This is a genomic window from Vibrio fluvialis (genome assembly GCF_900460245.1).
In the GTDB taxonomy this organism is placed as follows: domain Bacteria; phylum Pseudomonadota; class Gammaproteobacteria; order Enterobacterales; family Vibrionaceae; genus Vibrio; species Vibrio fluvialis.
The window spans coordinates 277,936-290,378 of the sequence record NZ_UHIP01000002.1; the positions used below are offsets into that span (position 1 = coordinate 277,936).

Below are 12,443 nucleotides of genomic sequence, written 5' to 3' on the forward strand. Positions count from 1 at the left end.
TTCTTAAACATAATCAATATCCCAATCTTCATTATCAACAACTACAATTTCGTCTTCATGTTTCTGGGATGGGACAGGCTTGGCATCACTGATAGACTTAGCTCTTGCACTATTCTCTTGGTGTCTGGCACCACGCCTCCGTGCTCTGATTTTCTTAGTCTTAACAATTGAACGGTCAGCGATTTCTTCAATTTTTATCTCTGCATCAATTTCTTTGTCTTCGTCATATTCTGCTGAATTTAACTCTGCTTGATACTTCATATTGTATTTATGTTGCCAGAGAGACACTCTACTTGCATATACATAGTCTATCGCGTTAACCGTGAAGTACTCGTTCAGGTCTTCATCTAACACCCAAATGACCGCCATACACTCCGGATTATATTTGAGCTGAACTTTATGATTTCCTTTCTTACCCCTATACTCAGCTAAACGTTCACTACTGTATACCAGTTCTTTATAAACCGTTACACCTGCTTTGGTTAGTTGTTTGTGATCAACAATAGCGAATTTAAAGTCCAACTCATCTTTAGATCCAGTAAACTCTTCCGGCTCCCATTCTTGACAGCCCCTTTTCCATGCTACGTTAGGACAATTAGTACCTCTCTGGTTAGAATTCTTATGATAAATATCGACTAACCAAATCAAGTAAATTTCTTTGATTTCATCTAGTGTAAGGGTAGCTTCACCCACTGAGTCGTAACCTTCTCTCTGAAGGTACTGGCTAAAAGCTTTCCCTGGTAAATCGTCAAGCAGAGAAGTATTGATAGTACCGTAGTTACGTTCGACATGCGGTTTATTGTCGGGCGTTTCGACTCTGTTTTGATGTACATTGATCAACAGTGATTCACATGCTTTATCAAAAGCTTTAGACAAGAACTCTTTACCATTATCTGTCACGAGTAAATCAGGGATACCGTAACATAGCCATTCATTTTGTACTGAGTCGAACGAGCTCAAAAGATCATCTTTCCGCAGTATTGCATTTTTAAGTGCGAGTGACACTGATACGTAGCTAGGTGGTTCAAACCCTAGGTAAAAACCAATAACTGTTTTGCTGTAACAATCAACTAATTGAGTAAGCCAAGGTCGGCCCAATGGCACGCGATGTTCTTCATGTACAGCAAATAGATCCACCACCGTATGATCTATTTCTACCCTCTCAAGGACGTAAGAAGTCAATATCTTCTTTCCCATCCTACGGAACTCTCTTTTCGCGACTCGCTCGCCCTTCTTCGCGGCCAGTAATTCGAAAGGGGTCTTCTTTTTAACCCGTTTCCGAAGGGATTCATAAGTTGGGTATTTGTACTCCGTTCCATTGTTCAAATTATGCTGACGTAATTTCCTTCGCACGCGCTTGTAGGCACTTCTTATACGCACTTTTCGCCCAGAGATAACTCTTTCTACAGCTTGTTCCAGCAAGGCATCAACGAATATTGGTACTTTGACTTTACTGTTACCCTTATCTTTGTTCTTGGGAGCTAAGCTTGCTGGGTTACAATCAGACGCTCTGAAAACTAACCACCACCGGTATATTGATATCGAACTTGGAATATTTCTGTCGTGTAAACGTTGTAGTGCGACGCGATGCGGTTCGATAGTCTTTGGAATGATTTGTTCGCACTTACTGGCTAAATAACGAAGGATACTTAGACGAAAAGTAATCTGAGTGGCTAAATTGTCAGGAAATGCGGATATGTCTTGATATGTTGCTTCATCGACATCATTGATATCAACAACAACCCTATCATTCGACTCAAGTTTGTCTTGCTGAAATGCCGACTTCCGATGAAAACTAGAAAAGGAATTCTTAGGCATGACAAACCAATTCAAATTCAGACTCAAGTGAAAGTGGCGTCTCTAAGCTTGTTTGAAGTAAGTTTCGAGAGAGCAAATCACACAGGAATGGTAATATTTTTCTTCCATTTAGGCCAAGGTGGTGTCCTAAACTCTTTGCGGTTTGGGTACCATTCAATTTAAAGGTGGCAAGGAGAGTTTGATGAAAGTGATTCAAGTTATCTCTTGAAGCATATCGATGCAAAAGTTTAAGGTTGCTAAATATGACCTCATCCAGTATTTCTTCCTCTGTAACCAGCTCTAGCTCCAAACCTAACTCAAACGCACCTTGAACTTTTGCTTCCCATTCACATTGAAATTCCTCTTTTGAGCTTTCCATATCGGACTTTACTTCGTACAACTTAAATTCACCGGTATCAAATTGAACTAGAAAGTCTGGAACATAAGTATGGGTCTTACCATTTAGGCAGTATGAAAATCTTATCGGCTGAGAACAAAAGCGCACGATGCTGGGCTCAAAATCAAAATGATAACAAGCAGCACATTCTAAAAAAGATTCTACTGTAACTCTTTTTCCCATCTTAGCACTGACGTAACGGTGTATGTTTTTCCCACGCGACTTAGTTAAGTTTCGAGCAGGAGTAACAAATGCACTTTCAAGTGCAATCAGGGCGGCAGTAGAAGGAGAAGGAGAAGGAGAAGGAGAAGGAGAAGGAGAAGGAGAAGGAGAAGGAGAAGATAGAACAGACATAATATTGCCTCATCACGATTTTGTCGTAAACTTACATAAGTCTAGACTATGAAGAGGCAATATCAAATTATGGTTGTACCAAATATCAATATATGGTTGTAAATATCAATTTATGGTTGTTTCAACAATTTTCCGAGCAATCTTACGATCACTCTTTACCGAATACGTTGTTCTCTTGCTCTTGTACGCGGATGAAGGTAGTACGCTTTGTTAGCTCTTTAAGCTTTGCTGCGCCTACGTAGGTACAGGTTGAACGCACACCGCCGAGGATGTCCTGGATGGTGCCGTGCACACTGCCACGGTATGGCAACAGGACGGTTTTTCCTTCAGCTGCGCGGTAGCCCGCGACGCCGCCAGAGTGTTTGTCCATCGCGCTCTTTGAAGACATGCCGTAGAACTTCATGAACTTCTCGCCGTCTTTTTCGATGACTTCGCCGCCTGACTCTTCGTGACCAGCCAGCATGCCGCCCAGCATGACGAAATCTGCGCCGCCACCGAAGGCTTTAGAGACATCGCCTGCACATGAACAGCCACCGTCACCGATGATGGTGCCGCCAAGGCCGTGTGCCGCATCAGCACACTCAATGATGGCAGACAGTTGCGGATAACCGACACCGGTTTTGACGCGAGTGGTACACACAGAGCCTGGGCCAATGCCGACTTTGACGATGTCTGCACCTGCAAGAATCAGCTCTTCACACATATCGCCTGTCACAACGTTGCCTGCTGAGATCACTTTATCCGGGAAGGCTGCACGCACTCGTTCAACGTACTCAACCAGATGTTCTGAGTAACCGTTGGCAATGTCGATACAGATGAAAATGAATTCATCTGACAGCGCCATGATGTCTTGGGTTTTTTGGAAGTCTGCGTCGGAAGTACCGGTAGACACCATCACGTTGTTCAGGGTGGCTTTATCTGCGGTTTTCGCAAACTCAGCCCAGTCTTCAACGGTGTAGTGTTTGTGGACTGCGGTCATTACACCATGCTCAGCCAGTGCTTTGGCCATCGCAAAGCTGCCCACTGAGTCCATATTCGCCGCAATGACTGGCACACCGGACCATTGACGGCCACTATGCTTGAAGGTAAACTCGCGGGTTAAATTTACTTGAGAACGGCTTTTCAGGGTTGAACGTTTCGGGCGAAACAGGACATCTTTAAAACCCAACTTAAGTTCTTGTTCGATACGCATTGTGTAATTCCTTGATTGATTCACAGTTTGTGTCTCTTTTTGCAGAGTGCGTAGTACCGCGGTTGGCAGACTTTGGTACTTTTCGGACACAAAAAAACCGGAGCGTTGGCAGACGCTCCGGTTTTCAGCATTATAGGCCGCGATTTCTTTCCGGCAAGTCTGATATTTGACTTTTTTTTGTGTTACCCTGTCGAAGATTTCATACCTGTTCGCACTCCTTTCTCTCCCCTGCGCCTAAATATCAGATTTAACACTTAATATTCAGTGAGTTAATTAGAACCTACTTATTAAACTGCTCTAGGAAAACGTTCACCGCAAACGTTCACTCTGAGTGAGGAAATCTAAAAGTGAGACTGATGTCTCATGTTCAAACGGACAAATGGCAGCAAAACACCACAAATTATGACGGCGATATTTCGCTGATCACACATTTTCTTCTCTCTGCTTCGAAAGCCTCTGAAACGGTGTAAACCTTGCTAAGGTTTAACTATCGCTAATTCCTTCACCGGAAGTTAGCAGCGCCAAATACCTGTTTTTGGCTAACTTCTATGAAACAGCAGTGGAGAACAACAATGATAAAACCCATGATCGCCGGGATAACGCTGGCAACACTGTTTGCCGCCATGCCAACTTTTGCCGCCACCAACAGCCAGCATCAGTTCAACGTTGATGCAGGTTATACCACCTTAGATAACGGTCACAGCAGTGATCAGGTATTTACCACGACCGTCGGCTACAGCTACTACTTTTCGCCTTTCATGGGCGTAGATTTGGGCTATAACGGCACGATGTCGAGCACCGCAAAACTGCGCGATGGCAACGGCAATGCCATCGAAACCAAATACGACAGTTTCTACGGCGGTATTCGCGCCGAGGCGCCAGTCACCCGATACGCCACACTCTACGCGCGCGGCGGCTTTGCCTATACGCAGTTGGAAGAAACGAATGTCAGCGCCGTGCCGGAAACCTCCTCGACACATTCGGGCGTTAATCCCTATGTGAGTGCTGGCGCTCGCGTCGCCACCGGATTGAACCCGAACCTTGAGTTTACCGCTGAAGTCAGTTACCAAGACCTTGATAAAGGTTACTCCAGTACCTCATTCAGTGTGGGTGCGCGCTTTAGAATGTAGTGTTTTCCCTCAATCTGAACAAAAGGCGAGCGACCACCGCTCAGCCTTTGTTCACACACAAAACTTATGGTTTATTTTTGCCACCATCCGTTTAACTATAGCGATAATTATTTGAAGTCAGGTCTTATTTAAGGAGACTGCTATGATCGATATCGCTTTCTTCAGCGCAAAAACTTACGACGAAACCTCATTCAAAAAAATCGTCGACAAAAACGCGTTCACGCTCCATTTCCATGATTTTCGTCTAACGAAGAAAACCGCCAAAATGGCCAAAGGCTGTAAAGCTGTATGTGCATTTGTGAACGATGATCTGAGTGAAGATGTTCTGACTGAACTGTATCAAGGGGGTACCCGCCTTGTTGCGATGCGCTGTGCAGGTTTCGACAAGGTTGATCTGGATGCCGCTAAACGCATTGGTATGCAAGTGGTGCGTGTTCCGGCTTATTCACCGGAAGCTGTTGCGGAACATGCCATTGGTCTGATGATGTGTCTGAACCGCCGCTACCACAAAGCGTATCAGCGTACCCGTGACGCGAACTTCTCTTTGGAAGGCCTGGTCGGTTTTAACTTTTATGGTAAAACCGTCGGCGTTATTGGCTCAGGTAAAATTGGCATCGCGGCCATGCGTATTCTCAAAGGGCTGGGCATGAACATTTTGTGTTTCGATCCGTATGAGAACCCGCTGGCGATTGAAATCGGCGCAAAGTACGTGTCGCTGCCAGAGCTGTTCGCCCAAAGCGACATCATTACCCTGCACTGTCCGATGACGAAAGAGAACTACCATCTGCTGGATGAAAATGCGTTCAATCAAATGAAAGACGGCGTGATGATCATCAACACCAGTCGGGGTGAACTGCTGGATTCGGTTGCCGCGATTGAAGCGTTGAAACGAGGTCGTATCGGCGCACTGGGGTTGGATGTGTACGATAACGAGAAAGATCTGTTCTTCCAGGACAAGTCGAACGATGTCATTGTCGACGATGTGTTCCGTCGCCTGTCAGCGTGTCACAACGTACTGTTTACTGGCCATCAGGCGTTTCTGACCGAAGATGCCCTGCACAATATCGCCCAGACAACGCTGAACAACGTACTGGCCTTTGAGCAAGGCACGACGTCAGGCAACGAACTAATTAACTAAACTGCGCAGATGGTGCAGTAAGTCACTGGCGAGCAAGCCACGCTCGCCAAACGCTTTGGCGTTTTGATCCGCCGCTAAACTGTGGATCAAAACGCCCATTTTCGCGGCCTCAAACAGACTCAGGCCCTGCGCAAGCAGTGAAACGATAATACCTGTCAGCACATCGCCCATTCCGCCCGTTGCCATTCCCGGATTGCCCGCCAAGCACACGTACGTTTCTTTGCCATCACACACCAGTGTCCCGGCCCCTTTCAATACCACCACGCCGCCATATTTTTTCTGCAGCGCTTTCACCGCGCTATAACGATCCGCCTCGATACTCGAGACTTTGGTATCCATCAGTTTGGCCGCTTCTGCCGGATGCGGCGTCAGAATACGCTGCTGGTCGAAGTTTGCGGATTGCGCCAGAAAATGCAGCGCATCAGCATCCATGACTTTCGGTTTGGGCTGCTTTTGCACTTTGTGCATCATTTGCAGCGCGGTGTCATTTCGCCCCAGTCCCGGGCCAATCGCCAGCACATCACACCATTGCAGACGCTCATCGATCATCGCTTCGTCAGTCCATCCTGCCGCCATGATTTCAGGACAAGCGGACAACATGGGAGCGGTATTACTCGGATGCATCAGCGTGGCGGTTAATCCACTGCCGACCCGCGCACACGCCTGAGCCGCAAGGATCACCGCGCCCCCCATACCGTCATTTCCGCCCACGATCACAGCTTTGCCATGGCTGCCTTTGTGCGAGCAGGGTTCTCGCTTGGGCAGCAGTTGCTTAAGCGTTTTCTGATCGATCGCCTGAACGGTCGGCACATTTTGCTGACTAAAGCTTTCTTCCAGCCCCAGCCCGGCAAAGTGCAATTCTCCGACGTAGTTACGCGCTTTACCCGTTACTAACCCTTGTTTCAGCCCGATAAAACTGACGGTATGCTGAGCGCGTATCGACGTGCCCAAAACCGCACCAGTGTTGGCACATAACCCTGACGGAATATCAATTGCGACAATCGGCGCTGAGCAGCGGTTCAGCGTATCAATCAATTGCTGCATCGGTTCGCGAACGGTACCCGTTAGGCCAGTGCCGAGCAGCCCATCGACGATCAAATCAACATCATCCGGCACCACTTCATCGATCGGATACACTTCTCCCCCATGATCCAGCCAGTGGTAATAGGCAGAAAGTGCATCTCCCTTGAGCTGCTCTGGGTCCCCTATTTGCCAAACCGTTACCTGAACGCCCAGCGAGCGGGCCAGACACGCCACAATATAACCGTCGCCACCATTGTTACCGCCACCGCAACATACCAGCCAGTGATGCGTTCCCGGATATTGGGCATACGCGACGGTAAACACCGCCTGTCCGGCCCGTTCCATCAGGCTGAACATCTCCAACCCTTTGGTTTTGGCCGCCATCACTTCACCTTGTTTGACTTGTTGCGCGGTATAGAAAACTTTCGGTAACGGCATCAGTTTGGTCCCTGTATACAAAACGATAAACTTAAAGTGTATGCAAAAAAGCCAAGGTTCACCTTGGCTTAGTTGTCAATTTTCTGCTTGGACGCGATTTACTTGGCTTGCAACGTCATCAGCGCTTCGGCGGTGGCATCCTGTATCGACAAGAATAATGAATTCACCTTGCCTGTCGGCGTTCGCATCGGGTTGAGCGTGATGTTTTGATACATGAACTCGGCCTGCTGGGTCACCGGACGCACATTGCGGCATTTAAACAGATACGGACGCTGCTGCCAGGTAATGAAACTGCGACACCCCAAATCGTAAACAGGCTTGGTTTTGAGTTTGAACCACTCTTTATGAATCTCAGGAAACAGAGTAAACAAGGATTGGCCTATCGCTTCATGCGCTAACTTACCACTGTGATGAGTCATAAAGCCGTTCCAAACCTGAACGTTGTAATCACGATCGAGGACAATCAGTCCCATATCGACGTTCTGAACCATATCCACCATCCAGTGAAATTGTTCAAATTCTGCAGGAAGCGACAACATCAGAAATCCTCCATCAGATAAGCGAGTTTGCTGTCCAGAAGCGGTAGCGATTCATCAACAAACATAAACAAGAGATCGCAGCGGATCGACGTGCCTTCTATGTTGTAGCTGACTTCAAACGTCATGGTTTTCTTAAACGAACCTGCGGTTGACTGAATCACAGAATCGATTGGAATGTGCTGACCGAGCAGCACCGGCGAGCTCTGGAAGAAACGCACTTCGGCCTGCTCGCCCAACCCATTCAGAAAAGACCCGACCAAAATATTGGAGACATCCATGATGAGCTCTAACTCTTCCAACTCTTCATTATCAGCTGGCACTTTCATCAGTTTTTTCAGATCGGCGACACTGGAATCGGTCAGCAAAACCAAAGCTTCCCCCGCAATCCCTTCGCCACTAAAGCCCTGACAAACACCGGAAACGTGGACGTTATCTGCCAAGTCACGCAGCGCCATGTGCAGTTCACTCACTTCAAAAATATTTACGTTTGGCAGAGGTAACTGCACAAACACGTCGAAGTGACGTGCTAAAGCATCCGCTGCCCGGCCGATAGAAACGTTCGCCACTTCCATATAAATATCGCGGCGGCGCAGAACCGGCAGTTCAATGGAAATAGGCGTAACGATACGTGGCTGCGTGGGCGGTTCAACCAGCGTACGGATAACCGCATTGAGATCGTCTTTATTAATCGGTTTTTGAATGAAGGCTTTAGCACCGAGGGCCAATACGCGTTCTTTCGCTTTGGGTTGAATATCGCCGGACACCACCACCACAGGAGTGGTATAGCCTTTATCACGCATTGCTTCTAACGTGCCGAAACCATCCAGTTCCGGCATCGTCAAATCGAGAAACATCAACTGAAAGCGCTGCGTTTCTAAAATACTCAGCGCATCCAGTCCATGTACAGCAAAGGTGATATCTGCATTAAGCGATGCAGGGAGAGAGCGTGCCATCTGCTTTCGAGCCAACGCTGAGTCATCGCAGATGAGTACTGAATACGACATATCATCACCTTCTCATTCTCATTTTGGGTTTAACCTAGAGTGTATACCTAAATTTGCGAGAGAGGCTAGAATTGTGGCCTTAATTATTGATAAATAGGATGATTCCTATCCGTTAGTAATTTGGCCATAAAGTCAGAAGGACAATACGTAGAACAATAGCCAACACAACCATCGCAACCCCGAGTCGATATAACTTGTATTCCTCGATGGTCATTGGAACGCGCTTGTAAAACATTGTCGCCACACCTTTCCAATCCTGACTGCGTTTGCCGTATCGGGTAATCCCTGTCAGCACCAGCAAAATGCCCACTAAAAGTACACTTTTTTCAATCCAAAACAGTGCGGTTTCCATACTTCTACCATCCTTCAGTTACAACTCAACAGACAGTGTATAAAGAAACGAGCGGTATGACTGTAGAACTATAGTCGAACGTCAGGACACGCGAGATGAGCCACAAAAAAAGAGGCCTGACGGCCTCCATTTTTTTAATTGCTTAGTGATGTAGGGTTGGTTTGGGCACCACTGTAATGCTGTCTCGATAGCTGAACCACAAATAGGTCACGACAATCGAGAAGAACAAATAGGACAACGCAAACACCAATGGCGAGGTAATCAGTTGCGCCGACAATCCCCAGGCGACACCTAACACGGTGACACCCACTTTCGCCAACAATCCACACACCAGCAGGAATACCGCTAGTTCAGGGAAACGAGAGCTGCGAAACGCAAACCAGTAACAGCTACCTACCGCCAATGCCGCGACAGATAAGCCAAGCATGAAAGAATGGAAATGTTCAGCTGACGCAACACCTGCCGATACCGATGCCATCATGATCAATAACAGTTTCATAATCTGCCTACCTTAGTTACAGAAAGCATCCTTTCAAATTTGAAATCTCACTTTTTGCATATTTTCTCGCATCGAATTTTTATTTCAAGAGCAAAAAAGCAACAAAAAATGAACAGAACTCAGGCCCAAAGCGATTGTTAATTAAGCGTTAAATTAGGCAGAGAGACACTTTTAGATTTACCAAAGCTTAGCGCGAGACATCTTTTCGAAAGATGACATTTTGAAACAAAAAATTAACCATAATTTTTTTATGACTAATGTTTTCATTTTGTGATCAGCGCACAGTTAACCCACGGCGAAAAACTTCAGATTGCAAAAATGGAAAGGAGCACTGATTACGGAGATTGAAAATGGCAGAAAAGAGGAGGAACGGAAGAGATAGCTGTATCACACTTTTAAACTATTGACCGATTTAACAACGCGAGGGTTCTCGTCTTAGGGATTGCTCTCTGCTACTTTTGCGCCACCTTTGATTAACCTCACTTTCACCTCATGCCGTCACAGTATCGAATCGACAAAATTGTTGAGATTGGCGACACACTTCATCGCAGCGGATGTGCCCCTTATAAAGTAGAAAAATACACCCAGTTTTATGCGCAAAAACATGGGGTGGATGTGATGATTCAGGCGACACCGACAACGATCAACTACCAGTTTCCAGACGACAACAACGCTGTGGTCATGAAACGTTTAAAGCCAGCTTCAATTAACCTTAGCTTGCTGGCCAATACGATTATCCGTATCAACCAGCCAAGCCATGAACCAGTTCCCGAACCCATTGGTTATCCCAAATGGATCATCGCGCTCGCCAATATGGGAATTCCGCCAGCCTATCTGATGTTAGTGGGGAGTACGCTGGAAGCGGTTATGATCGCCGTGTTGCTTGGCTTTCTGGTTTGGATCAGTCAACTGATTTGCCATTCACGCCGAGCGATTGCGGTGGAATTTGTGGCTGCACTTATTACTGGTGTGCTGGTGGCATTTCTGGCCAGTACCGGCTTGCCCATTCCGGTTTGGGCGCTATGTGTTGCGGCCGTGATTCTGTTTGTCCCCGGATTATCAATTGCGAACTCATTGGAATGTTTGGCGTTCAACGACCTGGTCTCCGGCACCAGTTTATTCGGTCAGAGTGCGCTGACGCTCATTAAGCTTTTTGTCGGGATTGTGATTGGTCTAAACATCGGGGAAGCGATATGGGGTCAAGCTCCGGCGACAACGTACAAAAACGAAGTACCGCTGGCCCTGCATATTTTCGGCTTGTTCCTGCTCTCGACATCGATCGGTGTCCTGTTTAATGCTCGCCCGAAAGATATTCTGCTTGGTTTGCCCGTCGCCGTATTGGGGATGTGGGGACCATTTTATCTCGGCTTTGATGCAGGATGGGTGGTGGGCACCTGGGTAACGACCGTACTTATCACTTTGTATGGTACCTGGCTGGCCAAAAAAATGGAGCTCACAGGCTCCATCTATATCGTTCAGGGGATCATTATTCTGGTTCCGGGTAGCCGGGTGTTGATCAGCGCCAGCCAATCGGTATTTGAACAGTCGATTCTGCCGATCCCAAGCATTGGCCTATCGGCGTTGTTTATGTTTTCCGCCATCGTTGCGGGCCAGATTACCGCCTATTCGATTTACTCTCCTAAAATCGAACGTTAATCATGTTGCCCTAAGTTAAGAGCCCTATTCGAAAGTCACTCTTAAGCGGCTTTTGAATAGGGCTCTTTCCCTCTGTGTTTCATTTTGCGGCTGAAACTGCCTTTCCCTTTTTTCGCTTTCTCGACTCGTTGTCTGAACAACTGACTGGTAACGACGGCTTTTAACGCGTTGTCTTTGATCGTACCGCGACCAAACTCGGTTTCTATTACCGGATTGTCACGAGACATCTTTGATGAATGACTCATCATCGCCTCCTTTGTATTGGCATTAACATGTGATTACATTTTCGTAGCACATTTTGCGCCGAAATCTTGGCGTGTCAATCATCTACGAGGAACTGGGGCCACTATTTTTAAGAATGAGTACATACACAATTGCACAGAAATGGCGCATAGAGCATAAAATCTGACAAAATCTGAAAAAGCTTTTCGAGAGACATCAAGATTCGATTGACAACCCTACGGATTGCTCTAGACTCGTTAGCAGCTAGAAATGAAGTTCTTTGTATACACATTCGTTGGATTACTTGTAACTCCCGTCGTGTCGTACGCAATAGCAATCTACTTTTCCACGCTATCCGCGCCGTGATCGGCCACAATATTTAAATTTTTTTAGGATATACACTATGTCTACTCCAGTTACTGGTACCGTTAAATGGTTCAACGAAACTAAAGGCTTCGGCTTCATCAAACAAGAAAACGGTCCTGACGTTTTTGCTCACTTCAGCGCAATCCAAGGTGACGGTTTCCGCACTCTTGCTGAAGGTCAAAAAGTTGAGTTCGTAATCACTCAAGGTCAAAAAGGTCCTCAAGCAGAAAGCATCAAAGTTCTGTAATAGACTTTCCGAATTTTAATAGCCAGCTTTTAGCTGGCTATTTTCGTTATTGGGCCTCCCACTTTTCAGGCTCGTATAATCCTTATCCC

Annotated in this window: 12 protein-coding genes and 1 pseudogene; 4 read left to right on the forward strand and 9 right to left on the reverse strand. The window is 46.7% G+C overall.

Features of this window, described 5'->3' with window-relative positions; all coding sequences use genetic code 11:
- Positions 1-3 precede the first annotated feature (3 nt).
- The 3 genes from DYA43_RS16340 to DYA43_RS16350 all read right to left on the reverse strand — a co-directional run bounded on the left by DYA43_RS16340 (position 4) and on the right by DYA43_RS16350 (position 3,740).
- Complete coding sequence (locus DYA43_RS16340; RefSeq protein WP_061055924.1) at positions 4-1,818, reverse strand: integrase catalytic domain-containing protein; 1,815 nt, start codon at positions 1,816-1,818, stop codon at positions 4-6.
- Entirely contained in the window at positions 1,811-2,548 is a 738-nt protein-coding gene (locus DYA43_RS16345) for a TnsA endonuclease N-terminal domain-containing protein (RefSeq protein ID WP_225869380.1), read from the reverse strand. The genes DYA43_RS16340 and DYA43_RS16345 overlap by 8 nt, the downstream gene beginning before the upstream one ends.
- Before the next feature lie 148 nt (positions 2,549-2,696).
- Positions 2,697-3,740, reverse strand: a complete 1,044-nt coding sequence (locus DYA43_RS16350; protein ID WP_020329838.1) for a GMP reductase — start codon at positions 3,738-3,740, stop codon at positions 2,697-2,699.
- A gap of 572 nt (positions 3,741-4,312) precedes the next feature.
- Here DYA43_RS16350 and DYA43_RS16355 point away from each other — a divergent pair.
- Positions 4,313-4,870: an outer membrane beta-barrel protein gene (locus tag DYA43_RS16355; protein ID WP_225869381.1), complete on the forward strand. Its 558-nt coding sequence runs from the start codon at positions 4,313-4,315 to the stop codon at positions 4,868-4,870.
- 142 nt (positions 4,871-5,012) lie between these two features.
- On the forward strand, positions 5,013-6,008 hold the full coding sequence (locus tag DYA43_RS16360; RefSeq protein WP_047462007.1) for a 2-hydroxyacid dehydrogenase: 996 nt from the start codon (positions 5,013-5,015) through the stop codon (positions 6,006-6,008).
- Here DYA43_RS16360 and DYA43_RS16365 read toward each other — a convergent pair.
- From DYA43_RS16365 to DYA43_RS16385, 5 genes are all read right to left on the reverse strand, one after another.
- Complete coding sequence (locus tag DYA43_RS16365) at positions 5,997-7,469, reverse strand: bifunctional ADP-dependent NAD(P)H-hydrate dehydratase/NAD(P)H-hydrate epimerase (RefSeq protein WP_047462009.1); 1,473 nt, start codon at positions 7,467-7,469, stop codon at positions 5,997-5,999. The two genes, DYA43_RS16360 and DYA43_RS16365, sit on opposite strands and share 12 nt — an antisense overlap.
- Before the next feature lie 98 nt (positions 7,470-7,567).
- On the reverse strand, positions 7,568-8,008 hold the full coding sequence (locus DYA43_RS16370) for a PAS domain-containing protein (protein ID WP_020329833.1): 441 nt from the start codon (positions 8,006-8,008) through the stop codon (positions 7,568-7,570).
- Complete coding sequence (locus DYA43_RS16375) at positions 8,008-9,012, reverse strand: response regulator (RefSeq protein ID WP_020329832.1); 1,005 nt, start codon at positions 9,010-9,012, stop codon at positions 8,008-8,010. The genes DYA43_RS16370 and DYA43_RS16375 overlap by 1 nt, the downstream gene beginning before the upstream one ends.
- Positions 9,013-9,124: 112 nt before the next feature.
- A complete protein-coding gene (locus DYA43_RS16380) occupies positions 9,125-9,364 on the reverse strand; it encodes a hypothetical protein (protein ID WP_020329830.1) in 240 nt (79 codons plus the stop codon).
- 142 nt (positions 9,365-9,506) lie between these two features.
- Positions 9,507-9,863 carry a hypothetical protein gene (locus tag DYA43_RS16385; RefSeq protein WP_020329829.1) on the reverse strand — a complete coding sequence of 119 codons (357 nt, stop codon included), beginning with the start codon at positions 9,861-9,863 and terminating at the stop codon, positions 9,507-9,509.
- Between the two features lie 492 nt (positions 9,864-10,355).
- On the opposite strand from DYA43_RS16385, the gene DYA43_RS16390 reads away from it, so the two are divergent.
- Positions 10,356-11,519 (forward strand): threonine/serine exporter family protein, encoded by a 1,164-nt coding sequence (locus DYA43_RS16390; RefSeq protein ID WP_020432828.1) that lies wholly within the window; start codon positions 10,356-10,358, stop codon positions 11,517-11,519.
- Positions 11,520-11,569: 50 nt separating this feature from the next.
- Here DYA43_RS16390 and DYA43_RS16395 read toward each other — a convergent pair.
- Positions 11,570-11,767 (reverse strand): annotated as a pseudogene (locus tag DYA43_RS16395) (alternative ribosome-rescue factor A); the annotation flags it as partial.
- A gap of 377 nt (positions 11,768-12,144) precedes the next feature.
- Here DYA43_RS16395 and DYA43_RS16400 point away from each other — a divergent pair.
- Positions 12,145-12,354, forward strand: coding sequence for a cold-shock protein (locus DYA43_RS16400; RefSeq protein WP_000106983.1), 210 nt, complete (start codon positions 12,145-12,147; stop codon positions 12,352-12,354).
- Positions 12,355-12,443 lie beyond the last annotated feature (89 nt).

What these genes read in the sequence shown, in the direction of transcription:
- DYA43_RS16340 (WP_061055924.1), bottom strand. Translation starts at nt 1,818, where the DNA reads ATGCCTAAGAATTCCTTTTCTAGTTTTCATCGGAAGTCGGCATTTCAG.
- DYA43_RS16345 (WP_225869380.1), bottom strand. Translation starts at nt 2,548, where the DNA reads ATGTCTGTTCTATCTTCTCCTTCTCCTTCTCCTTCTCCTTCTCCTTCT.
- DYA43_RS16350 (WP_020329838.1), bottom strand. Translation starts at nt 3,740, where the DNA reads ATGCGTATCGAACAAGAACTTAAGTTGGGTTTTAAAGATGTCCTGTTT.
- DYA43_RS16355 (WP_225869381.1), top strand. Translation starts at nt 4,313, where the DNA reads ATGATAAAACCCATGATCGCCGGGATAACGCTGGCAACACTGTTTGCC.
- DYA43_RS16360 (WP_047462007.1), top strand. Translation starts at nt 5,013, where the DNA reads ATGATCGATATCGCTTTCTTCAGCGCAAAAACTTACGACGAAACCTCA.
- DYA43_RS16365 (WP_047462009.1), bottom strand. Translation starts at nt 7,469, where the DNA reads ATGCCGTTACCGAAAGTTTTCTATACCGCGCAACAAGTCAAACAAGGT.
- DYA43_RS16370 (WP_020329833.1), bottom strand. Translation starts at nt 8,008, where the DNA reads ATGTTGTCGCTTCCTGCAGAATTTGAACAATTTCACTGGATGGTGGAT.
- DYA43_RS16375 (WP_020329832.1), bottom strand. Translation starts at nt 9,012, where the DNA reads ATGTCGTATTCAGTACTCATCTGCGATGACTCAGCGTTGGCTCGAAAG.
- DYA43_RS16380 (WP_020329830.1), bottom strand. Translation starts at nt 9,364, where the DNA reads ATGGAAACCGCACTGTTTTGGATTGAAAAAAGTGTACTTTTAGTGGGC.
- DYA43_RS16385 (WP_020329829.1), bottom strand. Translation starts at nt 9,863, where the DNA reads ATGAAACTGTTATTGATCATGATGGCATCGGTATCGGCAGGTGTTGCG.
- DYA43_RS16390 (WP_020432828.1), top strand. Translation starts at nt 10,356, where the DNA reads ATGCCGTCACAGTATCGAATCGACAAAATTGTTGAGATTGGCGACACA.
- DYA43_RS16400 (WP_000106983.1), top strand. Translation starts at nt 12,145, where the DNA reads ATGTCTACTCCAGTTACTGGTACCGTTAAATGGTTCAACGAAACTAAA.